This window comes from Tardiphaga sp. GW822-FHT04G09, from assembly GCF_058800725.1.
In genome coordinates this window covers 129,318-153,446 of the sequence record NZ_JBXAMO010000013.1, presented here as the reverse complement: position 1 = coordinate 153,446, position 24,129 = coordinate 129,318, and the positions used below count along the sequence as shown (strand labels likewise).

The window sequence follows — 24,129 nt, the reverse complement described above, 5'->3', positions numbered from 1 at the left end:
GGGCGAGCGCTAAAGTTTTGCTGAGGGCGGGTTAAAGGGCGCTTGACAACAGATCGCAATTAAAGGGCCGATTGACAGAGTTCGGCGTCCTGCTGTTCAACCGGTTATCGCGTGGTGTCGAGCCCACTGAAGCCGGACGGAAATTCTACGAGCGCTGCATTCCCATCGCGCGAAATTTTGCTCTTGCACAAGAAGAGCTTTCGGGCGCCGGCGAAACGTCGTCGGTATCCGGAACGGTCCGCGTCGGGCTACCCGGTTCGTTTAACCGCGGGATCCTGAGCTTCGTTCTGCTGCCCTTCATGGAGCGCTATCCGGACGTTCAGCTGACGATCTCGGAAGCCTATACGGGCACACTGGTCGACTGGGTGCGGGAGGGCAATGTCGATTTCGCGCTCGGCGTCAGACCGTCGGAGGAGGGCGGCCTCATCCAGAAGCTGATCTATCGCGACCATGTGGTGCTGATGTCCGGCGCGCCGCTCAACGGCACGCCGTTTCGTCCATGCGATCTCGGCAAGATGGACAATCTGAAGCTGATCCTGCCCGGGCCGAACCAGAGCTTCGGCTCACTGGTGCAGTCCTATATCGCCAAAGGCCTAGTGAAGCCGACACGGACCATCGAGATCAACGGCACCGCGGGCGCGTTTGAATTGGCAAGCTCATCGGACTGGGGCGTTCTCACGCCGTTCATTTCGCTCTGCCGCGAGCCCGGTCCGTCCGGCGTCTATATCTATCCGGTAGCCAGTCCGCCGATCCCGTTTGATCTCTATCTCGTCTATGACAAGCGTCGCCCGCCGAATGCTGCGGCGCGTCATTTGATTGCGGCCATCGAGGCCGAATTGCGGATCGTCGACAGCCTGTGGCGCGCTGTCGGAGCGCCGCAGACCTAGCGCTTCCGCGCAACGCAACCATCAGGTTTCAAGATAGCTCCTATCACCTGGCGCATGCTTTTCGTAGCCCGGCCTGCGATGCAGGTTAGGGCCAACGGTGGCCGCTTGCGTTGCGATGGCGGTCAAAAATCAATTTAAAAATGGGGGAAGCAAGGATGCAAAGTCCATCATTGACGTATTCGAGCAAGGAGAAGAGCAGCGTTCTTGTCTCGACGCTGTTCGGATACGGGCTCGATTTCTACAATATTCTGATCATCTCCTTCATCATGGGCGCGATCCAGAAGTCGCTCAATATCAGCCTCACGCAGGCCGGCATCATCACCACGGTGACGCTGGCGGGCTCGGTGATCGGCGGTGTCCTGTTCGGCTGGCTCGGCGACCGTGTCGGCCGCAAGAACTCGCTGCTGTGGACACTCGGTCTGTTCTCGGTGGGCGCGATCCTCTCGGCCTTTGCCTGGGATTTCAATTCGCTGCTGGTGACGCGTGCCATCACCGGCGTCGGTCTCGGCGGCGAGTGGGGCGCCGGCATCGTGCTGTTCAACGAAGTGTGGGATAAGAACCGTCGTGGTTTCGGCAGCTCGGTGATCCAAGCGGCATCGACCGGCGGTATCGCTGCAGCCTCTGTGGTCGCGGTATGGGCGCTGTCCTCGTTCAGCCCGGATTGGGGATGGCGGGTCGCGTTGCTGACCGGCGGCGCGCCGATCCTGCTGATGATCTATGTGCGCTTCTGGATGCCGGAATCCAAGCTGTGGCTCGAATATGAGCGCATGCGCGCCGCCGGAGAGTTGCCGCCGGAGAAGGCGCAGGCGGCCAATCCGCTGATCGAGATCTTCAAAGGCGCGTCGCTGCGCTACACGATGCTCGGCTTTCTGGTGGTCTCCGGCTACATGTTCGCCTTCTATTCGATCACCGTCTTCATGCCCGGCTTCATGCGCTCGCTGGGCGCGCAGGCGGAGGACATCCGCACTGTCACGATCGTGTTTTCCTGTGGCCTTGCTGCGGCGTTCCTGATCTTCGGCTGGTTCACCGACAGTCTTGGCCGCAAAGTAGGCGTCGTGTTTCCGACCCTGATCAGCATCGCGGGCTTCATCGGGATCTACTACGCCGCAGGCACCGCGTTCCCCGGCTCGCTGGTCGCATGGCCACTGTTCGCCTGGTACGTGCTGTGGGGCGTCGGCCAGACCGCGGCGGGCATGTTCGGCTGCTGGTTCTCCGAACTCTATCCTGTCGAACTGCGTTCCTCGGCCGTATCGACCATCTACATGGTCGGCCGCGGAATCGGCAGCATCGCGCCCTTCGTGGTTCCGGTGGTCGCCACCCATACGTCGAGCGGCATCGCGGGCGGCATGATGGCCGGCCTCGCTGCGGCCGTGGTCTGTGCAATCGCCGCGCTGCTCCTGCCTGAGACGGCCGGCCGCTCCTTCGCGGTGATCGAGACCAAGGCCCGCTCCGCGACCTGATCGCTCACATCGGCCTGCCGGGACGATACGCATCCCGGCAGGCCACACGTCTTCGCAAATGAGGATTGGTTCATGGATCGCAGCACGATGTTCGATCTCAAGGGGCAAGTCGCCTTTGTCACAGGGGCCGCAAAGGGCCTTGGCCTGGCGATGGCCGAGATCGTCGCGCAGTCGGGCGCAAAGGTCGTGATGACCGATATCGACCCCGAAGCACTGGCAGTTTCGACGCGCCGCCTGCAGGCGCAGGGCTGTGATGTCATCGGTCAGGTTCTCGACGTCGCGGATGTCGATCTGCTCGCACGCACCATCGATCAGGTGGCAGAGACCCATGGTCGCCTCGACATCGTGTTCGCCAATGCCGGCCTGTCCGCGGGATCCGGACCGCAGACTGACGCGGGACGCCTCGCCAATGTGGATATGGAGCGCTGGAATCGTCTCCTGACGATTAACCTGACCAGCGTGTTCATGACCATCCGCACGGCCTCCGCGCATATGATCAGGCAGCGCTACGGCCGATTGATCGTGACGGCGTCGATCGCGGGCATGCGTGGCGAACGCATGTGCGGCTACGCCTATGCCGCTACCAAGGCCGCCGTGAGCAATCTCGTGCGCCAGAGCTCGATCGAGCTGTCCGCGCACAACATCGCCGTCAACGCCATCGCGCCGGGGCCTTTCCTGACTGATATTGGCAACGGGCGCCTGCATGATCCCAATGTCGCCGCCGGTTTCGTCAGCGACGTGCCGATGGGGCGTCTCGGGCTGCCCGATGAAATCAAGGGACTGGCGCTTCTGCTCGCGTCTCCCGCATCCAGCTACACCACCGGCGCCGTCATTCCCGTCGATGGCGGCGCAACGGCCTCGTGAGAAGGAACGACGACATGAGCAATCTGCAGGGCAAGGTAGCCGCGGTGACAGGCGCGGCACAGGGGCTCGGCGCCGCCTTTGCGGTCGCGCTGGCTAAGGCCGGTGCGTCGGTGCTGGTCGGTGATCTCGCTTCGACGGAACAGACCTGTGAGGCGATCCGCGCAGCTGGTGGCCGAGCCAAAGGGCTGCGGCTGGACGTGACGTCCGCCGTTTCGGTGGATGCGTTTGTCGCCGAGGCGGTGTCGTCCTTCGGCCGGCTCGACATCATGGTGAACAACGCGGCCATCTCCGGCGCCATCAAGCTCCCGCCGATCACAGAGGTCAGTTCGGACGAGTGGGATCGCGTCATGACGGTCAACGCCCGCGGCACGTTCGAATGCATCAAGGCCGCGGCGCGTGCGATGAAGCCGAACGGTTACGGCAAGGTCATCAATCTGGCCTCGGGCACGGCGATCAAGGGGGCGCCCGGGCTTCCGCACTATGTCGCGTCCAAGGGGGCGATCATTTCCCTCACGCGCGCCGCGGCGCGCGAGCTGGGTGAAGTCGGCATCCGGGTCAATGCGCTCGCGCCGGGTCTTACCATGAGCGAGGGAATGAAAACGAATCCGAGCTGGTCCGGCGCAGTGGTCGCCAACAACATCGTCTCCCGCGCGATCAAGCGCGAGGCTGTGCCGGACGACCTCATCGGAACGCTGCTGTTTCTCGCGTCGCCCGAGAGCGATTTCATCACCGGCCAGACGCTGTCGGTCGATGGTGGATCGGTGATGAACTAAGCCTGATCAATTGAAGAGATGGATATGAATTCTGCAGATTTCGAGATCAAACACGTCGTCGCCGGCGGATTCAATACGCGCTATCTGGAAGCGGGGACGCGCGCCAAGCCCACGCTGATGCTGATCCATGACGGGGCATTCGGCACGACGGCGGAACTGTGCTGGAGCGGAATGCTCGCCGCGCTCAGCCGCGACTATCACATCCTTGCACCCGAATTGCTCGGATGGGGCGGTACGGACAAGGTGGTCTATTTCGATCGTTCGCCTTACGCAGCGCGCATTCCGCATATCGCTGCCTTCGCGCGCGAACTCAAGGTCGAGCGCGCCGACTACCTCGGCGCATCGTTCGGCGGATCGCTGATCATGCGCGCGACGGTGGCGCCCGGAAATCCCTGGAACATCCGGCGCTCTATGTCGCTGTCCGGATCCGGCGGTCCCTATCGGCTGCAGTCCGGCATCGAAGCGCTCGCGGACTACACGCCGAGCATGGAAGCCGCCACCAAGCTGACGGAGTTGATCGCCGGCTCTACCGCAGGTCTCGAAGAGCATATTCGACAGCGGCACGAGAACAGCCTGATCGTAGGCCGTTGGGAAACGCTGATGGCGCCGCGGCTGAAAAACCCGTCGATGCAGCGCACTCCGCCGGCCGACAATTATCTCGAGCAGTTGGCCAAGACCGAAGTTCCGTCGTTGCTGGTTGAAGGGCTCCGCGATCCGCTGCTCGAAAAGGGATGGGCGGCCAAGCTCGCCGAACTCTCGCCCTTGATCGCATCCACCACACTCGATGCAGGCCACGAGGCCAATATCGAATGCCCGGACAAGGTCGTCGATCTCGTTCGCACGCATTTCACCGCTTAGGACAGTGACGATGAATCTCGCCAGCCCCCAACCCACCGCCGCATCGAAGCTGGATGGCGTCAGCAAGCTCGATCACGTCGAACCCATCACTGCAAGCGACGATGATATCGCGCGCGCAGTCGTCGATGCCGATCTACCGGCGCTGCTGGCTGCGCTGGCGGTTCTCACGGATGACGTCGCATTGATCGCCGAAGACCTAAGGCCGCCGCCGTCGAAGATGGGGGCGTCGATCAAGCCGCAGGGCGGGATGAGCGCGGAGGCACAGGACAAGGCGCGGGCGCTCGCCACCCGTGCCTTAATCGATTACCGGGATCGCGGATCGCCGTCTCCGGATCCCGCTGCGCCTCTGCTGGTGCGGGCGATGCAATTTCTGGCACGGAATGCAGGCGACGAATATCTGCCGCTGCTGAAGCACGAACTGGCACTCCCGAGCGACATCGGCGCGCCCGACTGGCGCAAGTCGGAGGTCGCGGTTGATCGCGATTTCTCGGTCGCCGTGATTGGCGCCGGTCTTTCCGGTGTCGCGGCGGCTCACCGTCTGGAGCAGGCGGATGTGCGGTACAAGGTATTCGAGAAGAACTCCGATGTCGGTGGCGTCTGGTGGGAAAACCGGTATCCGGGCTGCCGCTTGGATACGCCGAACTTTGCCTACAGCTATTCATTCGCCCAGAAACAGGATTGGCCAGAGCAGTTTTCGCGTCAGTCGGAAATCCAGAAATATGTCTCGACGATTGCCGATGCGACGACGGTCCGACGCAACGTGGCGTTCGAGACCGAAGTTGTCTCAATGACCTATGTGGATGCATCCGCACACTGGCTGATCGAGACGCGCGACAAGGACGGCAATGTCCGCTCCGAGGCATTCAACGCCATCATCACGGCCACCGGGCAACTCAACCAGCCGTCCTATCCGGATATCGCGGGATTACAGTCGTTCGGCGGACAGTTGTTTCATTCGGCGCGATGGCCAGACAATCTTGACATCACCGGCAAGCGCGTCGCGGTAGTCGGGACGGGCGCCAGTGCCTATCAGATCGTGCCGTCCATCGTGAGCGACGTTGCCGAACTCTGCATCTTCCAGCGTAATGCGCCCTGGATGCTGCCGACGCCGAATTATCACGAAGAGATCAAGTCGGGCATGGCCTGGCTGTTGCGTCACGTGCCTTATTACGGCCGTTGGTTCCGCTTCTGGCAGTTCTGGATCGCGGCCGAAGGACGTCTGCCGCTTGTCGAGGTCGAACAGGACTGGGATCATCCGATCTCGGTCGGGCGCGCCAATGAAGGCCTTCGCCTCGAATGCATCGAGCATCTGAAGTCGCAGCTTTCGGACCGGCCGGATCTGCTCGAGAAAGTAACTCCGACCTATCCGCCTGGCGCCAAGCGCATGTTGCGCGACAACGGCGTCTGGGCCGCTGCGCTCAAGCAACCGCATACCAAGCTGATTACCGACGGCATCCTGCGCATCGAGGAGCGCGGGATCGTTTCGGCAGATGGGACCTTGCACGAGGTCGATATCATAGTGCTCGCCACCGGCTTCCAGGCCTCGGACTACCTGACGCCGATCAATGTGGTCGGCCGCGATGGCAAGAACCTGCATCAATGGTGGGCGGGAGACTGCCGCGCGTTTCTGGGCATCACCATGCCGGGCTTCCCGAACCTGTTCATGACCGGCGGCCCGACCACCGGCGTGGTCGTCAATGGCAGTGCGATCTTCTCGGCAGAATGCGCGGTTGAATATGCATTGTCGGCGATCGGTACGCTGCTCACCGGTGGATATGCCGCGATGGATGTGCGGCAGGCGCCATTCGATGCGTTTAACGACCGTGTCGATGCGGGCAACTTGACCAAGGCCTGGGGCGTTGCGAAGACCACGAGCTGGTACAAGAACCGCTTTGGCAGAGCCTCGCAGACCTGGCCATTCTCGCTGCTGGAATATTGGCGATTGACCGAGAAGGCAGACATTGCAGACTATGAAATGATTCAGTGTCCGGCCTAAGGGGCGGCTTCCGTGCTATCAATTCAAGGAGAATGAGATGCCCCATGTCATCGTGAAGCTTTATCCCGGCCGCAGCCAAGAGCAGAAGCAGGCACTGGCCGACGAACTGACCAAAACGCTGATGTCCGTTCTTGGCTCCAAAAAGAAAGCGATCTCGATCGGGATCGAGGACGTCACACCAGACGACTGGGCCGAGCGCGTAGCCAGGCCGGATATCGAGGCCAAACCGGATACGATATACAAGCGGCCCGGGGGCTGACGGCCGACGGTGCTCCGCATTAGGCGACAAAGATCTCGTCTTGGCGCTGAGAAACGAACGATCTGACCAATTCTAGGCAGATGTCTGCTCTTGGCGGATTGTGTTGAAAAACTCCCTTGTTGAAGCGGGACGCCATCGCTGATTCAATCCCGCTATCGGCGGAGGCTGAATCGATGATGGGTCCGAAGCAGACTGATCAGGCGGCTCTGTTCTACGAATTCTCGCTTGAGCGACACGTACCAGCCGCCCATATGCTGCGGAACATCGACCGGTTCATCGATCTGTCTGTCGTTCGGAGCGAGTTGGCGCCCTTCTACAGTTCGATCGGACGGCCATCGATTGATCCTGAGCTGCTCGTTCGGATGCTGCTGGTTGGCTACTGTTACGGCATCCGGTCGGAGCGCCGGTTGTGCGAGGAGGTTCACCTGAACCTCGCTTATCGCTGGTTTTGCCGTCTTGGCCTCGACGGTGAGGTGCCGGATCATTCCACCTTCTCAAAGAACAGACATGGTCGCTTCCGTGATTGCAATCTCCTGCGCAAGCTGTTCGAGACGGTAGTGCGACGCTGCATGGCGGAGGGGCTGGTCGATGGAACGGCCTTCGCCGTCGATGCCAGCCTGATCGCTGCCGACGCCAACAAGCAGCGCTCCGCTGTGGGGACTGAGGACCATAACTGGGACGCGCTTGCCCGGGCGCGGCGGTCCGTCCGCGAGTACCTCGACACGCTGGACGAAGCGGCCTGGGGTGCAGCGAGCGAGACGGTGCCGAAGTTTGTCTCTCGATCCGATCCGGCCGCGCAATGGACCGGGGCTCACAAAGGCCACGCTTTCTTTGCCTACGCCGACAACTACCTGATCGATCTGAAGGCTGCGGTCATTGTTGATGTCGAGGCGACACGCGCCATTCGACCGGCCGAGGTCGGTGCTGCACGCACGATGATCGCGCGTACGAAGGATCGCTTCGGCATCCATCCCGAGCGCCTGGCTGCCGACAGCGCTTACGGATCAGCCGACATGCTGGCCTGGTTGGTGGACCAGCGTAAAATTGAGCCGCACATACCCGTGTTCGACAAATCGGCTCGCGAGGATGGGACGTTTGCCCGCGATGACTTCACCTACGATCGGGGGGCTGACATCTATCGCTGCCCGGCGGGCAAGGTGCTGACTTCAACCGGAACACAAGTGAATGACGGAGCGACGCTTCACTATCGCGCCAGCAAGCGGGACTGCGACATCTGCGAACTCGAGCCACGGTGCTGTCCGAAGATGCCAGCTCGCAAGGTACCACGCTCGATCTACGAGAGCGCTCGCGATGTGGCGCGCGGGATCGCCAGAACGCAAGCCTACGTAACCTCGCGACGTGAACGCAAAAAGATCGAAATGTTGTTCGCGCATCTAAAGCGTGTCCTGCGCCTCGACCGGCTTCGTCTGCGAGGTCCTTGCGGTGCTCGCGACGAGTTACTGCTCGCTGCCACCGCTCAGAACCTTCGAAAGCTGGCAAAATTGATCCCAATACCGGCTCCGATGCCCATCTGAACTGGGACAGACACTTGCACGCCGCTCCTCTGCGCACGGGCCGATCGCCAACTAGCTGACTTCTTCAACACAATCCGCCATGAGCGGACGTCCTGCTCGGTGCAGCTCGAGTGAGCTCCAAGCCGCCCTCCGCGAACGCCGGATCGTACCGCAAACCTTCTCCAATTCGCGCCCTCACGTTTCTGGCATGATGAGATCCGTGACAAAAAACAATCCATTGCGCCACAAGCTCTTCCTGCGTCGTCTGCCGGTCAACGCATCCAGCGCCCCAAACGACTCGTCCATCGGCAGTATCTGCAGTTGCGTGGCGATGGCGCGAGAAATAGCAACGCGCTACTTCATTCCGTCGGACGAAGACGGTCGCCTGATCCAGGACATGTATGTGTTTCAGGTCAAGGCGCCGAACGAGTCAAAGGTCGCCTTCGATTCTTACAAGCCTGTCGGTACCGTCAAAGGCGAGGATGCGTTCCAATCGCTATCCAAGTCGCGCTGCCCTCTCGTGCGGTCACAGAGCATTTAGCAAGAACACGACGCTATCAACTGACGCCTCGGCGGCTTTCCGAGGCGTCAGTGAACAATGATGCGACAGGCACGGGATGGCCACCGGCCATTTATGTCCGGCCGCCGACCAGACCATTTGTGACAAGCTTCATATATGCCGTCGCGACCCAATCAGGCACCGAGCCTGCTGCTGCGCCACGCTTCGAAAACCGAAGATAAATATAGAAGCGAGCGGCCATCAATACAAATGCGACCACCTCGAGCTCCTTCTCCTCGAACCCCTTGATTTCGCCTGCCTTCAGACTGCGCTTTAACGCGCTGGTGTAGTGCTTCGCTAGATTCGATATATGGCGGTCAAATGCTGCCGGCGCCACGACTTCAGCTTCGTTTACGACGCGATAGAAACCGGGATGGCGGGCGATAAAGTCGAAGAAGCCGCGGAACCCCTTCTCCTCAACTTCGATAAAACTCTGCGATCCTCGAACCAGCTCTCTCACTTCATCAAGTAGCTTGTCTCCCAGAGTAGGCAGAAGCTCGTCGAACATTGCCTGCCGCGACTCGAAATGCCGGTAGAATGTCCCGTGCGCGAGCCCCGCGCGCTCGGATATCCGGGCGACCGAGGCTTCATCATAGCCGAGTTCACCAACAATTTCCGCACCGGCATCCAGAAGTGCCTGACGATTGCGGGCTACTTTTTCAGCACGCGTCGGTTTGCTGGCACCGCCCCGACGCGTCAGCTTTGTCGTCTTTCCTGGATCTGACATGAAATTCCATCTTCGGGAGGAACTCCGAAGCTACTCCATAGGTCCGAAACAACCAAACAGCGAAAGGTGACTCTAGAGTCATTTTTCTGTTGCTCCCTTCGTCTTCCTCTGACATGCTTGAGAAAACAAAACATAGGGGAGTAGATGATGCTCAAGCACGTAGGTGCCTTGGCGGCGATTGTGTTGTGCTGCGCCAGCGCCAAAGCCGATCCAGGTCCGATCAAAATCGGTGTCTTGACGGATATGTCAGGCCCGTATTCCGCGATAGCCGGCCGAGGCGCTGTCGTGGCCGCGGAGCTCGCGGTTGCGGATTTTGCCCGCGAATCGCCATCGACAAAAGTCACGCTTCTTTCAGCCGATCACCAGAACAAGCCTGACGTGGCGATCTCGATTGCCCGAAAGTGGTTTGATACAGACGGTGTAGCAATGGTGTCCGAATTGACGACATCCGCTATCGCGCTCGCTGTTCAGAAGCTCGCTGAAGAGAAGAACAAGGTTTCGATCACCTCGGGAGCCGGAACATCGGATCTAACCGGGAAAGCCTGTTCCAAAACCGGCTTCCATTGGACATATGACACATATGCTCTCGCGCGAGGTACCGGCAGCGCCATTATCGAACAAGGCGCCAAGCGCTGGTTTTTCCTCACCGTCGATTATGCCTTCGGTAAATCCCTGCAACAGGATGTGACCGACGCACTCACTGAAAAAGGCGGCACCGTCATCGGAGATGTCAAGCATCCCCTGAACACGCCGGATTTTTCCTCCTTCCTTTTACAAGCGCAAGCATCAAAAGCCGACGTCATCGGCCTCGCGAACGCCGGAGCGGATCTGATCAACGTTATCAAACAGGCCAACGAGTTTCAGATCACGAAAAATCAGCGCCTTGCTGCACTGCTCGTCTATATCACCGACGTACATGCACTGGGGTTGGCTACGGCGAAGAACGTCTATCTGACAACGGCGTTCTATTGGGATGCCAATGATGCGACGCGCGCATGGTCAAAACGTTTCTATGATATCGTCGGATCGATGCCGACGATGGCGCAAGCAGGGGAATATTCGGCCGTACTCCATTATCTCCGCGCGGCCCAGAAGGCCAAGTCGACGGATGGAGTTCCCGTAGCTACGGCCATGCGCCAGATGCCGGTCAAGGACATGTTCGCGCCGAACGGCACCGTTCGCGCGGATGGCCGGATGGTCCACGACATGTATCTGGCTCAGGTTAGAGAACCTTCGCAGTCTAAAACGCCTTGGGATTACTACACTATCCTCAAGACGATCAAAGGCGAGGATGCGTTCCGACCTATGGCTGGCGGTGGCTGCCCGCTTGTGCAGAACTGAGAAAGAGAATGACGAACAGTGATCGCCTCTACCGCGATGAGAGGCGATCGCTATGCATCACATGCTTGATCGGCCGCCATCTTGGTCGCCGATGTCGATGTAAAAGCAGCAGATGCGCGGCACCATGGGCAGAAGGCGCCGTTGCTCAGGCAGTGCCTGTAACCACGCGCAGATCGTAACCAATCCTTGGGAAATGAATGGCGACCTCGCCCAAATCGGGATTTGTTCGTCGCAACGCAATTTCATCGCGATCCAGCAATTCGAGCCGACCGCCAACAGCGTCCTTCGCATAATCAGTTGGGCGAACTTCGATTAGTTCACCGATGCTCGGGTCTTCCCGTTGGGGCAGCGACGGTCGCACCGGCATCGGATGAGCTATTGCCGCTACATTCAATGCCTCAGCGGCAGCTATTTCACTCCGTATCCCATGACCAATACTGCGAACTCGGCTTAGCCATCTGCGAATGGCCGTAAATCCGTCCAGCTCTCGCGACAACCGCTCACTTCGATCAGTCAAGAACCACATTGCGTGATAGACCGCCAAATCAGCCACGCTGAAGGCATCGCCGCAAACCCATTGCCGACCATCCGCTAACATGTTCTCGACAAAGGGAAGTTGCGCGCGCACTAGGGGAGCGTTTCGCGCCGCCGCTCGCTCGACATAACGCTGGCTGGGTATTGGCAGACCTCGCATGATCGCTCGATCCTGGAACAGTTCCGGGGGCATCAAATCGTGGTTGGTCCCCCATGCCAGAAGCATGACCGAGCGGAAAAACGTGGTCTCCGCCCAGGATGCAACAGCGTTCGCGAGGCCATCATATTGTGGCGGAAAGAGTGACCGTTCCGGAAAACGACGATCGAGTTCGCGCAGGATGAGGCGTGTGTCGCAATAAATGTCAGCTCCGATCTGAAGCACCGGAGCGCGTCGGTAGCCGCCGGTCAGCGCGACCAGATCGGGCTTCGGAAGCACCGGCGGAATGATCACGCTCTTCCAGGCAAGCCCCTTATATCCGAGGGCTACCCTCACCTTCTCCGAATAATTGGAGAAGTCGTAGTGATGCAGGATCAAGTCCGACATAGGTGCATCTCCTTCCCATCACGCGGCCTGATCGTTTCAGAAACGTCCGGCTCACGCCAGGACACGACCGCCCACGCCATTAGAATGCCTCGCCAGCCTGAGCGAAACCTTTAAGAGAGCTGGAGCTCGCATTTCAGCACGCTCGTGGCCTGAGGCCGCGATTGCCGAACGCGCATTAGAAAACGTCCGGTGGGATCGCGGAGGACGTATCATCCATCGTTTCGGCCAAGAACAACCAATGGTCCACATGCGGGAGCTCGGAACGAACGAAGTAACGACATGCCGCAAGTTTCCCATCCCGGAATTCCTGCCTCAGAGCTCCATCGCTCGCCTTGACGGCGGTAGTGGCCGTGTCCAGCAGGATCCAGGCGATAACAACATGTCCGAAAGCGTTCAAGAAGCGCGTCGCATTGTCCAATGCCTTGGACCGATCGGGCTCGGCCGATAGCTTTCCGACGACGCGCTTGATCGCGCCTAGTCTTTCCTCCACCGCTTTAACGTCCTCGCAAAGCTCGGGGATCTCACGCGCGCTGCGGAAAGTTGTTGCGACACGGCGCTCCAGCAGAGCCAACGCCTCCTGCCCCTTTGACAAGAGCTTACGACCGAGAAGGTCGATGGCCTGAATTCCGTTGGTACCTTCGTGGATCGGATTCAAACGGTTGTCGCGATAGATCTGCTCCACATCGAAATCGCGCGTATATCCATATCCGCCATGGATCTGGATCGCCATCTCGTTGGCAACGAGACCAAATTCGGAAGGCCACGCCTTCGCTATCGGCGTGAGGAGATCAAGCAACTCGCGAGATTCAGCTTTCATCCGCTCATCCGGATGAGTCTTCTGCTCATCCACCAAGCGCGCGCAGTAGAAGACGAGTGCGAGCGATCCTTCCGCTATCGCCTTCTGAGCGACGAGCATTCGCTTCACGTCGGCGTGCTCGATGATGCTGACCTGCCCTTCGGATGCATCTTTCTTTCCGGAACCTGACAACGGACGCCCTTGAGGACGGTTCTTGGCGTAGTCCAGCGACTGCGCGAAGCCGCGACACGCCAGCGCGGCCGCACCAAGACCAACCATGATCCGGGCCTCGTTCATCATGTGAAACATGATCTTGAGACCGTCGCCCTCTCCACCGACGCGCCAACCGATCGCACCGTCCTTTTCGCCGAAGGCAATGAGACAGTTTACCGTGCCCCGATACCCCATTTTGTGGTTGAGGCCGGTGAGAGTCACATCATTCCGGTCTCCGTTCGGCAAGAACTTCGGTACGACATACAACGAAACGCCCTTGACGCCCGGCACCGTATTGCCGTCTTCCGCCTTGAATTTTGCCAGGACGAGATGAACGATGTTCTCGGACATGTCATGCTCTGCCCCGGAAATCCACATCTTCTGCCCATTCAGACGATAGCGGTGACCGTGCTCATCGATCCCGTCCTTAACTGCAGCGGTTTTGATGTCGGAGAGTGACGAGCCTGCCTGCGGCTCCGAGAGGCACATCGTCCCGAAGGTCGTCCCGGCAATCTGGGGAGCAGCGAAGGACTCGATCTGCTTCTCATTTCCATGTGCCACCAGCAAACGGGCATTTGCCATTGTGAGCATGGGATATGCGGATGTCGCAATATTGGCTGCCATGAATGAGGCCATCGACGCGACACTGACAACATTTGGAAGCTGCATCCCACCTCGCTGGATTGGAAATGGTGCAGCGAAAAAGCCCGCCTCAGCAAATGTACGCAAGGCCGTCTTGATGTCTTCGATCAGAACGACCTTCCCGCCTTCGAAACGCGGTTCGTTCTGATCGGCCTTCTTGTAGTGCGGTGCGAAATAATCCGCGGCGAGTTGCCGCGAAAGATCGAGGATCGCGGAAAATGTCTCGGGTGAATGATCGGCGAACTCCGGCCGATCCGACAATTCATCGATCTTGAGCCACTCTCTCAGAAGGAATTCAACTTCCTCCCGGCGAATGAATGCATCCGACATCACTGATCTCCCGATGAACGTGTCGAAGGAGGGCTCGAACGCCGCTCTTTGAACTGCTGCGTTCCGAAAAGTTGCTCCCATTGATCTCCGGACGGTTTGTCGCGCGACATCCGCTCGATCATAAGATCGTAACCTTTTCGCACACCCTCTCGCGCCTTCATGGTCTCGTTCCAACGCGATACATTCGGAAAATCGGAGAGATCGATACCCTGCAGCTTGCGCGGCGGAAGCCAGGGCCAAATGGCCATGTCGGCGATCGAATATTCTTCCGCAACGAACTCGACCTGTGCAAGGCGCCGGTCGAGTACCTGATAGAGGCGCCGCGCCTCATTACTATAGCGTTGCGCCGCATACGCAATTTTGTCGGGCGTGTAATGGTTGAAGTGATGAGCCTGACCCAGCATCGGGCCAAAGCCCCCCATTTGCCACATCAACCACTGCACGCAAACGGATCGGCGCCGCCGGTCCTTGGGAACAAATCGGTCTTCGCGATCCGCCAAGTGGAGGAGAATAGCGCCGGACTCGAACACGACATGCGGAGTCTCCTCCCTGAAGTCGACGATCGTCGGGATCTTGTTGTTCGGGTTTATCGCAAGATAGGAGGGATCGAATTGCGCGCCGGCGGTCGTATCCACCGGGATCAGGTTAAAGTCGGTCCCAGCCTCGCACAGAAAGATCGCCACTTTCCGGCCATTCGGCGTCGGCCACGAGTAGACATCGAGATCGGCGTCGCCATGGGGATGCGTAAGCAGGCCATTCTCCGCCTCAATCATGCTCGCCTCCCGTCGCGAACCGACGGCGCAATTCGGGTTTGGATATTTTCCCGGCTGCGGTATGCGGAATTCCTACGCCGATCCGCACAAACTTAGGGAGCTTGAAGCGGGCCAACGATTTCTCGCAGATACCGAGCACGTCATCCGCCGAGAGCTGGAATGCGCTTGTGACATCGATGAATGCGCAACCGACCTCCCCCCATTTATCGTCGGGAACGCCGACAACCGCCGCTTCCAGCACACCTGGTATCGATTGAAGCACGTTCTCGATTTCTGCCGGATACACATTCTCGCCGCCAGAGATATACATATCCTTCCAGCGGTCCACGATGAAGATATAACCGTCAATATCTTGCCGCGCGGCATCTCCGGTCAGAAACCACTCACCCCGGAAGGACTTTTCTGTCGCCTCGGGTTGCCGCCAGTAGCCCGGGGTGACTGTTGGTCCACTGATTGCAAGTTGCCCAACAGCGCCCTGCTCGACATCGTTGTTGCTTTCATCCAGGATCCGGAATGCCGCATGCATTACCGGACGACCGGCCGAGCCGAGCTTCGACAGAACAACATCGCGCGCCAGCATCGTGCCGAGCGTAGCGGTCTCTGTCATGCCCCAAGCCTGCTGAAGCGCTACTCCTTTTTGCGTGTAAGCTTCGAGCAAGCTGATAGGCGACGGCGCCCCTCCCACGACCAGACATTTGACGTTGCGGAGATCTGCTTTGCTGAATTCCGCGCATTGCGACATCATCAGGAAGTTTGTCGGCACGCCAAAAGCATGCGTAACCTTCAGCTTGGAACTCGACAGGAAGTCGAGCGCACGTGCGGCGTCGAAAGACCGCATGATGATATTGCTGCCCCCGGCATGAAATATCATGTTGGCCATCAGGAAGAGACCGCCGACATGGAAGAGCGGCAGAAACGTCAGTCCCACTGATGCGTCGGATACTCCCGCTTTCATCAAGCCGTTGAGGCCCGTGAAGATCGTCATGCGATGCGTAACGATTGCCCCTTTCGGCAATCCGGTCGTGCCCGACGTGTACATGATTGCAAAGATGCCATCATGGTGATTTACCGCAGACTCCGAGAGGAGTGGTCCGGAAGCTATCCCGCTTTCATAGCTCGATGCTTCCCCATCTCGCATGTCGATATAGACAGCGGCGATCGTCTCCCGCAAAAATGCGGCCACATCGGCGAATTCCGATCCGTAAAAAACAGCGGCAGGCCCGGCGTTTTGAAGGATCGATAGCAATTCCGGCTTGGAAAGACGCCAGTTCAATGGAACGAAGATCGCGCCGAGCTTCGTACAGGCGAACTGTATTTCAAAAATGTCCGTCGAGTTATGAGCAATAACTGCGACCCGATCTCCTTTCCCGACCCCAGTCCTGGCCAGAAATCCAGCCAGACGGATACAACGATCGTTCATTTCGGCATATGTGAACGAACGCCATGAGAATACGTCGGTCATGGCGACCTTCTCCGGCGTCCATTGCGCGTGGCAAGCAATCCAATCGGGCGCTAAGGACATAGGCTACCTCGCGAGATACTGCGCACACCCTGTTCGCTCCAGAACAGGCAAGATGGCCGTTCGGTCACCGTCTGAGAGCGCGCGATATTTCTCCCGCAGCGACGCGAGGCATTTCACTTGATACTTGAACGGCGAGAGCGTGTATTCGAGGCCCCAAGCCTCAACCGTCACACGGTCAAGTCCCTCGTTGAAGGCTTGTTCATTGGCAGTGAGGAATGGCAGATACAGCTCTCCTGCTATCTGCAAAAGGCCCTCGACCCATCCTGAGCACACATTCTCGACCGAGCACCACTCGCCTTCGACCCCCGACGCATCGTCTAGTCTTCGCGCCCAGTGATCGGTAAAGGGCGCCCTCGCGCGCATGATCCGCATCGGGGTCGGATCCGTCGCCAATTCACTGAGCTGGCCGAACCACGCAAAGTCTGCAAGCGATGGCCTGGATCCGAAGAGATATTTGGTCATGCCGACATGCGGCTCGAATGCATTCAGTATCCGCAGATAGCTCTCTTCCAGCAGCCTCTTGTTTTCCGCTGTCGCTCCAAGGATGGTCATGCGCGAGGTCTGGCGGCGGCGGAATGCTTCGACCTCTTCAAGACTGCCAATGGGCGTTCCGGGCACGGACCACTCCTCCGCGCCCCATCTCGACACATAACCTTGATCTTCCGGATCCCACCACCGGAACAGAAAGAGCGGTTTAACCGCCCATTCATCTGCCAGGTCTTCCAGCAGGTCGCAAATAAACGCCACCCCACGATGCTGCGGGACGATCGATCTACCGCTGTGTCTTGCTTCGAGATCATGCGCCAGCGCGGTCGTCTCTGCGCGATAAGTTCCGTCCGGATACTGGAGAACCGGAATCAAAGACGGACGCAGATGCTCAGTCGCCGCCCTGCGCTCGCGCGTCATGATCAGCCAGTCGAACGGAATACGCCGATAGCGAAGGATGGCCCGCATTTTCAACGCATAAGGCGATGCTGTGGAACCAATCAGTCGGTACCGATCGCTAACCATAACGTTTCCTCTCTTTGTCCCTTGTCCGCCGGAAATTACCACATCTCAGATCGACGGCTGAAAGTCAACAAAAGTGATTAGGGGATCACTATTCACTTTTGGCGTCCGCCACGCTATTCATCGAAGTGCGGATGGAGATTTCCTCCAGCCTCACCTCGCTTAACGCGCAAGACGGGCGATCCCCTGAAATCCAGCTATCGGGAAACGCTTTATGTCTATGTTCGATTTGACCGGACGCACTGCTGTCGTGACCGGCGGCAATGGTGGAATCGGCCTGGAGATCGCCCGCGCTCTGGCTGTTCACGGATGCAACGTCTCGATTTGGGGACGCAATCCAAAAAAGAATGAAGCCGCCGCATCGTCCCTGGCATCCACCGGCGCGCAAGTTCAAGCGCTGGCTTGCGATGTCTCGGTCAGTGGCGAGGCCGAGAAGGCAACCGCTTTGGTGCTTGAAAAGTTCGGCAGAATAGATGGATGCTTTGCCAATGCGGGCATTGGCGGTGGCGGAAGAGACGCGTTCATCAACCGCACCAACGCAGATTGGCGCCAAATGTTTGCGGTGAATCTCGATGGCGTATTTGAAACTCTTCGACCCATCATTAGCCACATGGTTGATCGCGCCTCGAGAGGAGACGCTTTCGGTCGCATCGTCGCGACGTCCAGCATGGCCGCTCGGTTCGGGACCGCCCGAAATGAACACTATGCTGCTTCCAAAGCTGCATTGAACGCGATGATGCGGGCTCTGGCTGTCGAGCAGGCGCGATACGGCATAACCGCGAACGCCGTTCTCCCGGGCTGGATCGATACCGAGATGACCGGAGAACTCCAGTCGAACGATAAATTCATGAACAACGCGATGCCGCGCATCCCGATGCGACGTTTTGGAAGACCGGAGGATTTCGCAGGAATTGCGGTTTATCTGATGAGCGGTGCGTCGTCCTATCACACCGCTGACTGCATCTTGATCGATGGCGGCTACAGCGCGTTCTAAAGAGGCAATCTTATCGCTGCGCGGCTTCATGAGGAAGCTCGCACGCGAAATAGACAGACAAGATGAGAGGTTCGGGGCGTAGGCATCTTATAGAGCTTACCGGGATATTGGATGAATCCCCCTTGTCCCTCCTAGACGCTAAGAGTAGTTTTGAACTTACCGAGCTGTCGCACATTTCTCGGGACGAATACCTGCTTTGCGCCATGAGCGGATATGGTCGCGACGTCGAAGCCCAAGTTGACAAGATTTGGCGGCACCGCGAGCCGACCGGCGCCGCAGACCTACGGTCACGTTGAAGGTTGCGTTCTCCGATTTCGAGATCATTTCGCGAAGCCGAGCGGCATCGAAGACGCCGCCTAATTCGGGGTCTTTGATCGAAGGATAACTACCCTGCCAATGGCGAGTTCTGGACTATCTGGCGCATTCCCTACGAAGAGCATTCTGACATCCATTCTCAAAAACAGGATGATCAACGCGCTTGACAGCCCGTTCACTCCATAAATAAATTAAGCAATAATTTAATTCTGAGGAAATGATGTCGGTCGGCACCAAGCTAGGCCGCCCCAAGGACGTTCGCGGCACCGATCAACGGTGTCTCGCGGCGGCTGAGGCGCTTTTTGCTACCCGTGGCTTTGACGGAACGAGCCTCCGCGACATCGCGGGCGTGGTCGGCATCAGCAGTGCTGCGATCGTGCATCATTTCGGAACGAAAGAGCGGCTTTACAGCGCCGTGCTTGATCGCCTGGTCGCAAGCCTCGATGGCTATTTTGACAACGCTCGTGAAACACCATCCATCGACACCGCCGTGGCCATGTTCGAGCGAATGCTCGATTGGAGCTTCGATCATCAGCACTTTTCGCAACTTCTGATGCGGGAGCTGATGGAGAACCAAAGCCGGGTCACGAAAGCTCGCCGGCTCCATCTCATGGGGCTGATCATCTCCTTCGTCGAACTGCTGAAGAAAGGCGCCGCGGACGGTGTCTTCAAACCCATCGATGCGGAACTGTTCGTTTTCTACACGATGGGCGCGATCACGCATTTCAGCGCCGCCGCCCCCACCATCGATCGCATGCTCAAGGACGATCTCGGGGATGCCATCACGCGCTTTCGCGCGTCACTCCGCCTCAATGTCACCGCAACGCTCACGATCCACGCCAATCAGGCGACGGTCATATCGTCGGTTGCGGCGCGTGCGAAGAAAGAACGAAACGGTGTCAAACCTCGAGGTTCCTGAGCAAATCGGCGTTCCGGCCAGCGACATCTGCGTTCTGCGCCACACCCTCGACAGGCACGCGACGGAGCGTGGCGATGCGATCTACGCCGTCTTCCAGGACGGAACGGAATGGACCTTCAGCACGGTCCGGCGCCTGGTGAGACGCATGGCGGCCGGCCTCCAGGAGGCAGGCATAGGTCGCGGCGATCGCGTGGCCGTCATGATGCCGAACGGTGCAATCGGTCTGCTCGGCATGTTCTCGGCCAATTATATCGGCGCCGTCTTCGTGCCGATCAATCCCGCACTCAAGGGATCGTTGCTCGAACACGTGCTGTCCGACTCCGGCGCGAAACTTGCGATTGTCGCAGACCAATGCCTGGAACACGTGCTCGCCGCCGCCCCGCCATCGCTTCAAGCCATATATGCGGAAGTCGCGCCAAGCCAGAGCATCGCCGGCACACCTCGCGTTTGCTCCCTCGATCACCTTCAGACCCCTCAAGACGAGTGCATCGATGACGAGGCCCCGATCCAGCCATGGGACACCCAGTGCATCATCTACACGTCGGGTACCCCAGGTCGATCGAAAGGCGTACTCGCGTCATATGTTCACAGCTATTCCGCCCTCTGCCCCGAAACATGGCGCTGCACGAAGGCCAGCGATCGTCACCTCCTCCACATGCCGATCTTTCACATCGGCGGCGCCTTCACTGCCAGCACCTGCTTGAGCGTCGGTGGGTCGATCGCTGTCGTTCCGGCATTCAAGACCGCGACATTCTGGCAATCTGTCCGTGACATGAACGTCACCGTGGTGTTCCTGCTCGGCGCCATGGCGACGTTCCTGCTCAAGGCGCCGGCGGATCCCAAGGATAAATCCCATCCACTGCGTCTCGTCTTCATCGTCCCCCTCGGCAATAGCGGACCGGAATTCAAAGAACGCTTCGACGTTGACGTATTTACCCTGTTCAATATGACAGAGATCAGTACTCCGCTCTTCTCCGAAGCAAACCCAACGAAACCGAGCACTTGCGGAAAGCCGCGCCCAGGCGTCGAAGTTCGACTGGTGGATGAACATGATTGCGAGGTCGCGCCGGGTGTCGTCGGCCAGTTGATCGTTCGGACCACGCATCCGTGGGCGATGAACCATGGCTACAACAACAATACGGCAGCAACGGTCGATGCCTGGCGTAACGGCTGGTTTCACACGGGCGATGCATTCGTCAGAGACGACGATAGCGACTTCTTCTTCGTGGACCGCCTCAAAGACTCGATCCGTCGGCGCGGCGAAAACATTTCGTCTTATGAGGTCGAGATCGAATTGCTGAACCACAATAGCGTGCGAGAGGCTGCCGCGATCCCGGTGCCCAGCGAATTCACCGAAGACGACGTCATGGTGGTGATTGCGCCTGTGCCAGGCCGGTCCGTCGATCCAGTCGAGATCATCGACTTCATGTGCGAACGCGTTGCCGCTCATATGGTGCCGCGTTACGTGCGCATCGTGGATGAACTGCCGAAGACACCCACGGAAAAGATACAGAAACACGTTCTCCGCGAACAAGGCGTCACACCCGATACATGGGACCGCCAAGCCAACAACAACAGAACCCGCTGAAAGACGGCCAGCCCCCATGAAAACAAAAGTGCGTGTCTATACGGACTACAAGAGCCCCTATGCTTATGTCGCCAACAAACCGCTCTTCGACCTCGAGAGAACCCACGGAATCGAGCTGGAGTGGTTGCCATACACCTTACGCATCGCGGAGTATCTGGGTTCGGTCGAGGAGCGCTCCCCACATTACTGGCGCAAGGTAAAATACGCCTATATGGATGCACGTCGATACGCGAACGAACAGGGGCTGATCCTGAAAGGCCCCAAGCGCATCTATGACGCGACGTTTGCGAGCGCTGGGATGTTGTTTTCGCAGCGAAACGGATTCTTCCGTGCCTATCACGACACCGTCTTCGAAATGTTCTGGACGCACCAGCTTGATCTCGATGTGCCGGAACAGATGATCGACGTCGTCGAAAAGCTCGGCGGATCGGGGTCGGCTTTCAAGGAGTATGCCGAAGGGCCTGCCAAGGCCGAAGTCGATGCGATTACGGATGAAGCAGAGCGACTGGGCGTTTTTGGCGTCCCGAGCATGCTACTGGACGGCGAGCTCTTTTGGGGCGGCGACCGCGTGGACATCCTGACGAGGCGGCTGGAGCAAAAAGCAGCCGGCATCGAACCACCCAAGGCACCTCAGCGATGACCAGCTCTTCTGCGACACTCACGATATTCAGCGTTGCGGCATGTCCCTATGCCCAGCGGACACGCATTCTTTTGCATGCCAAGGGCTTGTCGGCGGACGTTGTCGAAATCGATCTATCCAAACCTCGCCCGACCTGGTTCTTGGACATGAACCCGGCCGGCAAAGTCCCCGTGCTGCGACACGACACGCGCATTCTGAATGAATCCAGCATCATCAACGAATATCTTGAAGAGGTTTTTCCCGAGCCTCGGCTATTTCCTGCCGACCCCTATTTAAAGGCGCAGTGTCGAATTCTGATCGATTTCTGCAACTCGCGTTTCACGACCAACCTGTACCGCGTTCTCATGGAGCAGGATCCTCAGAGGCGCGCGAAGATCGAAGCATCGGCGCGTCGAGACTGGGAATGGCTTGAGGATTTCCTCAACCGCGTCAGTCCTTCAGATGCGCTCGCCTTTGGCGACTTCGGCATGGCCGATCTGACCTTTGCGCCGTTCTTCCAACGATATGAGCTCAATCAATATTTCTGGGGGTTGGAGATCCCGCCGAATCTCCCACGCGTGAACCGTTGGCGGGGCGCCGTTGCAAAGCATGCGTCGGTCGCGTCCACCACCCTGGACACGGAAGACTATATCAAGCTCTACGCCGACTATTCACTTGGATTCTCCAATGGGGCAATTCCAACAGGGAGGACGACGAGCGCACTTGATCTAACGATTCCGCTCAGCGAGCGGCCACTTCCACCAAGACGTATCGCTTAAAACAATAAATAACGACAACTGGGAGGATTGAATGAAGAAACGCTGGGGCGCCGCAACAGTCGCTTTGTCTTGTCTGCTTTCCACAAACTTGACCCTTGCGGGCGAGACCAAGATCAAGATCGGAGTACTCAGTGATCTGAGTGGGCCAGCAGCTGATATCGGCCGAGGAAGCGTGGTCGCTGCGCAAATTGCCGTTGAGGAATTTGGCTCAACTGTCCTTGGGCGCCAGATCGAGGTTGTCTCCGCGGACACAGGAAACAAGGCCGACACTGCCGCGGCAGTCGCTCGACAATGGATCGACGTGGATAAAGTCGATGTTTTGGTCGATCTGGGTCTCACCAATACCGCTCTCGCGGTTTTGCCGATCGCTGCTCAAAAAAACCGTATCGCGATAGCCGTATCGCCCGCTGGAACGTCGATTACCAACGAGGGATGCACGCCCACTAGCATCCATTGGATGTACGATACCTTCTCCTTAGCTGCAGGTACCGCCGAGGTGCTTATCGATAAGGGATACCGTGATTAGTACTTTGTCACCACGGATTACACATTCGGGATCGCCTTAGAGAAGGATGCCTCGGATGTGATCTCGGCGCGTGGAGGAAAGGTCCTCGGCTCCGTCAAGCACCCCCTGAATGTTCCGGACATGTCGAGCTTTATGTTGACTGCGCAGCAGTCGAAGGCACAAGTCATTGCACTGGCAAACTCGAATGCGGACACCGTGAATGGCATCAAAGCCGCGCGCGACTATGGCATCACCCCGAAGCAGTATATCGCGCCGCTCGTGGTTTATCTCAGCACAGTCCACGGCATGGGTCTGGAGTCCGCGCAGGGACTGTTTCTGACCGAAGGCTTCTATTGGGATCAAGACGACCGGACTCGTGCGTTTGCGTCCAAGTTCAAGGCGAAGACCGGCACCATGCCTGGCTCCCTGCCCGCAGGCACTTACTCGGCAGTTCTCAATTATCTCAAATCTATAAAAGCAGCAGGAACTGACGAGACAAACGCCGTCCTGAAGCAACTTCGCTCGGCAAAAATCGACGATGCGGTTGTGAGGAACGGGACGATCCGCGAAGACGGCCGTTTAGTGCACGATATGTACGTATTTCAGGTCAAGAAACCGGCCGAGTCGAAGGGCGATTTTGACTATTACAATCTGGTGGGAACGGTCAAAGGTGACGACGCCTTCCAACCGCTGTCGAAATCGCGATGCCCCCTCGTCAAAACACAGAAGTAACTTAAGCTCAATCGAACGTCTGAAACGAGACGCCTCGGAAAGATTCCGAGGCGTCCATCTAGTCTCGCACTTCACCGC

The 24,129-nt window shown here is 58.5% G+C and carries 21 protein-coding genes and 1 pseudogene; 16 read left to right on the top strand and 6 right to left on the bottom strand.

What is annotated here, in order from left to right:
* Nucleotides 1-71 precede the first annotated feature (71 nt).
* From AC1RLZ_RS21135 to AC1RLZ_RS21095, 9 genes are all read left to right on the top strand, one after another.
* Nucleotides 72-887 (top strand): LysR family transcriptional regulator, encoded by an 816-nt coding sequence (locus AC1RLZ_RS21135; RefSeq protein ID WP_493190244.1) that lies wholly within the window; start codon nucleotides 72-74, stop codon nucleotides 885-887.
* 155 nt (nucleotides 888-1,042) lie between these two features.
* Nucleotides 1,043-2,347, top strand: coding sequence for an MFS transporter (locus AC1RLZ_RS21130; RefSeq protein WP_493190243.1), 1,305 nt, complete (start codon nucleotides 1,043-1,045; stop codon nucleotides 2,345-2,347).
* A 72-nt stretch (nucleotides 2,348-2,419) separates the two neighbouring features.
* Complete coding sequence (locus AC1RLZ_RS21125) at nucleotides 2,420-3,211, top strand: SDR family NAD(P)-dependent oxidoreductase (RefSeq protein WP_493190242.1); 792 nt, start codon at nucleotides 2,420-2,422, stop codon at nucleotides 3,209-3,211.
* Between the two features lie 14 nt (nucleotides 3,212-3,225).
* Nucleotides 3,226-3,984: an SDR family NAD(P)-dependent oxidoreductase gene (locus AC1RLZ_RS21120; RefSeq protein ID WP_493190241.1), complete on the top strand. Its 759-nt coding sequence runs from the start codon at nucleotides 3,226-3,228 to the stop codon at nucleotides 3,982-3,984.
* 24 nt (nucleotides 3,985-4,008) lie between these two features.
* The gene (locus AC1RLZ_RS21115) at nucleotides 4,009-4,842 is read left to right on the top strand and encodes an alpha/beta fold hydrolase (RefSeq protein ID WP_493190240.1); all 834 of its coding nucleotides are present in this window, start codon (nucleotides 4,009-4,011) and stop codon (nucleotides 4,840-4,842) included.
* A 10-nt stretch (nucleotides 4,843-4,852) separates the two neighbouring features.
* Nucleotides 4,853-6,838 carry a flavin-containing monooxygenase gene (locus AC1RLZ_RS21110; protein ID WP_493190239.1) on the top strand — a complete coding sequence of 662 codons (1,986 nt, stop codon included), beginning with the start codon at nucleotides 4,853-4,855 and terminating at the stop codon, nucleotides 6,836-6,838.
* A 37-nt stretch (nucleotides 6,839-6,875) separates the two neighbouring features.
* On the top strand, nucleotides 6,876-7,097 hold the full coding sequence (locus tag AC1RLZ_RS21105) for a tautomerase family protein (protein ID WP_493190238.1): 222 nt from the start codon (nucleotides 6,876-6,878) through the stop codon (nucleotides 7,095-7,097).
* Between the two features lie 173 nt (nucleotides 7,098-7,270).
* The gene (locus tag AC1RLZ_RS21100) at nucleotides 7,271-8,632 is read left to right on the top strand and encodes an IS1182 family transposase (protein ID WP_493190237.1); all 1,362 of its coding nucleotides are present in this window, start codon (nucleotides 7,271-7,273) and stop codon (nucleotides 8,630-8,632) included.
* Nucleotides 8,633-8,831: 199 nt separating this feature from the next.
* Nucleotides 8,832-9,152 carry a hypothetical protein gene (locus AC1RLZ_RS21095; protein WP_493190236.1) on the top strand — a complete coding sequence of 107 codons (321 nt, stop codon included), beginning with the start codon at nucleotides 8,832-8,834 and terminating at the stop codon, nucleotides 9,150-9,152.
* Between the two features lie 91 nt (nucleotides 9,153-9,243).
* On the opposite strand, the gene AC1RLZ_RS21090 is transcribed toward AC1RLZ_RS21095, so the two are convergent.
* Nucleotides 9,244-9,897: a TetR/AcrR family transcriptional regulator gene (locus AC1RLZ_RS21090; protein ID WP_493190235.1), complete on the bottom strand. Its 654-nt coding sequence runs from the start codon at nucleotides 9,895-9,897 to the stop codon at nucleotides 9,244-9,246.
* 147 nt (nucleotides 9,898-10,044) lie between these two features.
* Between AC1RLZ_RS21090 and AC1RLZ_RS21085 the strand changes: the two genes are divergently transcribed.
* The gene (locus tag AC1RLZ_RS21085; RefSeq protein ID WP_493190234.1) at nucleotides 10,045-11,238 is read left to right on the top strand and encodes an ABC transporter substrate-binding protein; all 1,194 of its coding nucleotides are present in this window, start codon (nucleotides 10,045-10,047) and stop codon (nucleotides 11,236-11,238) included.
* A 145-nt stretch (nucleotides 11,239-11,383) separates the two neighbouring features.
* Here the strand turns inward: AC1RLZ_RS21085 and AC1RLZ_RS21080 are convergent, their stop codons facing one another.
* The 5 genes from AC1RLZ_RS21080 to AC1RLZ_RS21060 form a co-directional block, all read right to left on the bottom strand.
* Nucleotides 11,384-12,316 carry a glutathione S-transferase family protein gene (locus AC1RLZ_RS21080; RefSeq protein ID WP_493190233.1) on the bottom strand — a complete coding sequence of 311 codons (933 nt, stop codon included), beginning with the start codon at nucleotides 12,314-12,316 and terminating at the stop codon, nucleotides 11,384-11,386.
* A 175-nt stretch (nucleotides 12,317-12,491) separates the two neighbouring features.
* Nucleotides 12,492-14,297 carry an acyl-CoA dehydrogenase gene (locus tag AC1RLZ_RS21075; RefSeq protein ID WP_493190232.1) on the bottom strand — a complete coding sequence of 602 codons (1,806 nt, stop codon included), beginning with the start codon at nucleotides 14,295-14,297 and terminating at the stop codon, nucleotides 12,492-12,494.
* Nucleotides 14,297-15,070, bottom strand: coding sequence for a glutathione S-transferase N-terminal domain-containing protein (locus AC1RLZ_RS21070; protein WP_493190231.1), 774 nt, complete (start codon nucleotides 15,068-15,070; stop codon nucleotides 14,297-14,299). Before AC1RLZ_RS21070 ends, AC1RLZ_RS21075 begins: the two co-directional genes overlap by 1 nt.
* Complete coding sequence (locus AC1RLZ_RS21065) at nucleotides 15,063-16,592, bottom strand: acyl-CoA synthetase (protein ID WP_493190230.1); 1,530 nt, start codon at nucleotides 16,590-16,592, stop codon at nucleotides 15,063-15,065. Before AC1RLZ_RS21065 ends, AC1RLZ_RS21070 begins: the two co-directional genes overlap by 8 nt.
* A 3-nt stretch (nucleotides 16,593-16,595) precedes the next feature.
* Nucleotides 16,596-17,603: a glutathione S-transferase N-terminal domain-containing protein gene (locus tag AC1RLZ_RS21060; protein WP_493190229.1), complete on the bottom strand. Its 1,008-nt coding sequence runs from the start codon at nucleotides 17,601-17,603 to the stop codon at nucleotides 16,596-16,598.
* Between the two features lie 211 nt (nucleotides 17,604-17,814).
* Here AC1RLZ_RS21060 and AC1RLZ_RS21055 point away from each other — a divergent pair, with 211 nt between their 5' ends.
* From AC1RLZ_RS21055 to AC1RLZ_RS21030, 6 genes and pseudogenes are all read left to right on the top strand, one after another.
* Entirely contained in the window at nucleotides 17,815-18,594 is a 780-nt protein-coding gene (locus tag AC1RLZ_RS21055; protein ID WP_493190228.1) for an SDR family NAD(P)-dependent oxidoreductase, read from the top strand.
* 535 nt (nucleotides 18,595-19,129) lie between these two features.
* Nucleotides 19,130-19,828 (top strand): TetR/AcrR family transcriptional regulator, encoded by a 699-nt coding sequence (locus AC1RLZ_RS21050; protein ID WP_493190227.1) that lies wholly within the window; start codon nucleotides 19,130-19,132, stop codon nucleotides 19,826-19,828.
* Complete coding sequence (locus tag AC1RLZ_RS21045) at nucleotides 19,722-21,416, top strand: AMP-binding protein (RefSeq protein WP_493190226.1); 1,695 nt, start codon at nucleotides 19,722-19,724, stop codon at nucleotides 21,414-21,416. The genes AC1RLZ_RS21050 and AC1RLZ_RS21045 overlap by 107 nt, the downstream gene beginning before the upstream one ends.
* A gap of 16 nt (nucleotides 21,417-21,432) precedes the next feature.
* Complete coding sequence (locus AC1RLZ_RS21040) at nucleotides 21,433-22,056, top strand: 2-hydroxychromene-2-carboxylate isomerase (protein WP_493190225.1); 624 nt, start codon at nucleotides 21,433-21,435, stop codon at nucleotides 22,054-22,056.
* Complete coding sequence (locus AC1RLZ_RS21035) at nucleotides 22,053-22,814, top strand: glutathione S-transferase family protein (protein ID WP_493190224.1); 762 nt, start codon at nucleotides 22,053-22,055, stop codon at nucleotides 22,812-22,814. The genes AC1RLZ_RS21040 and AC1RLZ_RS21035 overlap by 4 nt, the downstream gene beginning before the upstream one ends.
* Nucleotides 22,815-22,845: 31 nt before the next feature.
* Nucleotides 22,846-24,051 (top strand): annotated as a pseudogene (locus AC1RLZ_RS21030) (ABC transporter substrate-binding protein).
* The last annotated feature ends 78 nt before the right edge of the window (nucleotides 24,052-24,129 follow it).

Coding starts and splice junctions, on each gene's coding strand:
- AC1RLZ_RS21060 (WP_493190229.1), bottom strand. CDS start 17,603: ATGGTTAGCGATCGGTACCGACTGATTGGTTCCACAGCATCGCCTTAT.
- AC1RLZ_RS21110 (WP_493190239.1), top strand. CDS start 4,853: ATGAATCTCGCCAGCCCCCAACCCACCGCCGCATCGAAGCTGGATGGC.
- AC1RLZ_RS21085 (WP_493190234.1), top strand. CDS start 10,045: ATGCTCAAGCACGTAGGTGCCTTGGCGGCGATTGTGTTGTGCTGCGCC.
- AC1RLZ_RS21120 (WP_493190241.1), top strand. CDS start 3,226: ATGAGCAATCTGCAGGGCAAGGTAGCCGCGGTGACAGGCGCGGCACAG.
- AC1RLZ_RS21075 (WP_493190232.1), bottom strand. CDS start 14,297: ATGTCGGATGCATTCATTCGCCGGGAGGAAGTTGAATTCCTTCTGAGA.
- AC1RLZ_RS21070 (WP_493190231.1), bottom strand. CDS start 15,070: ATGATTGAGGCGGAGAATGGCCTGCTTACGCATCCCCATGGCGACGCC.
- AC1RLZ_RS21040 (WP_493190225.1), top strand. CDS start 21,433: ATGAAAACAAAAGTGCGTGTCTATACGGACTACAAGAGCCCCTATGCT.
- AC1RLZ_RS21045 (WP_493190226.1), top strand. CDS start 19,722: ATGTCACCGCAACGCTCACGATCCACGCCAATCAGGCGACGGTCATAT.
- AC1RLZ_RS21080 (WP_493190233.1), bottom strand. CDS start 12,316: ATGTCGGACTTGATCCTGCATCACTACGACTTCTCCAATTATTCGGAG.
- AC1RLZ_RS21055 (WP_493190228.1), top strand. CDS start 17,815: ATGTCTATGTTCGATTTGACCGGACGCACTGCTGTCGTGACCGGCGGC.
- AC1RLZ_RS21100 (WP_493190237.1), top strand. CDS start 7,271: ATGATGGGTCCGAAGCAGACTGATCAGGCGGCTCTGTTCTACGAATTC.
- AC1RLZ_RS21130 (WP_493190243.1), top strand. CDS start 1,043: ATGCAAAGTCCATCATTGACGTATTCGAGCAAGGAGAAGAGCAGCGTT.
- AC1RLZ_RS21050 (WP_493190227.1), top strand. CDS start 19,130: ATGTCGGTCGGCACCAAGCTAGGCCGCCCCAAGGACGTTCGCGGCACC.
- AC1RLZ_RS21035 (WP_493190224.1), top strand. CDS start 22,053: ATGACCAGCTCTTCTGCGACACTCACGATATTCAGCGTTGCGGCATGT.
- AC1RLZ_RS21115 (WP_493190240.1), top strand. CDS start 4,009: ATGAATTCTGCAGATTTCGAGATCAAACACGTCGTCGCCGGCGGATTC.
- AC1RLZ_RS21125 (WP_493190242.1), top strand. CDS start 2,420: ATGGATCGCAGCACGATGTTCGATCTCAAGGGGCAAGTCGCCTTTGTC.
- AC1RLZ_RS21105 (WP_493190238.1), top strand. CDS start 6,876: ATGCCCCATGTCATCGTGAAGCTTTATCCCGGCCGCAGCCAAGAGCAG.
- AC1RLZ_RS21090 (WP_493190235.1), bottom strand. CDS start 9,897: ATGTCAGATCCAGGAAAGACGACAAAGCTGACGCGTCGGGGCGGTGCC.
- AC1RLZ_RS21065 (WP_493190230.1), bottom strand. CDS start 16,592: ATGTCCTTAGCGCCCGATTGGATTGCTTGCCACGCGCAATGGACGCCG.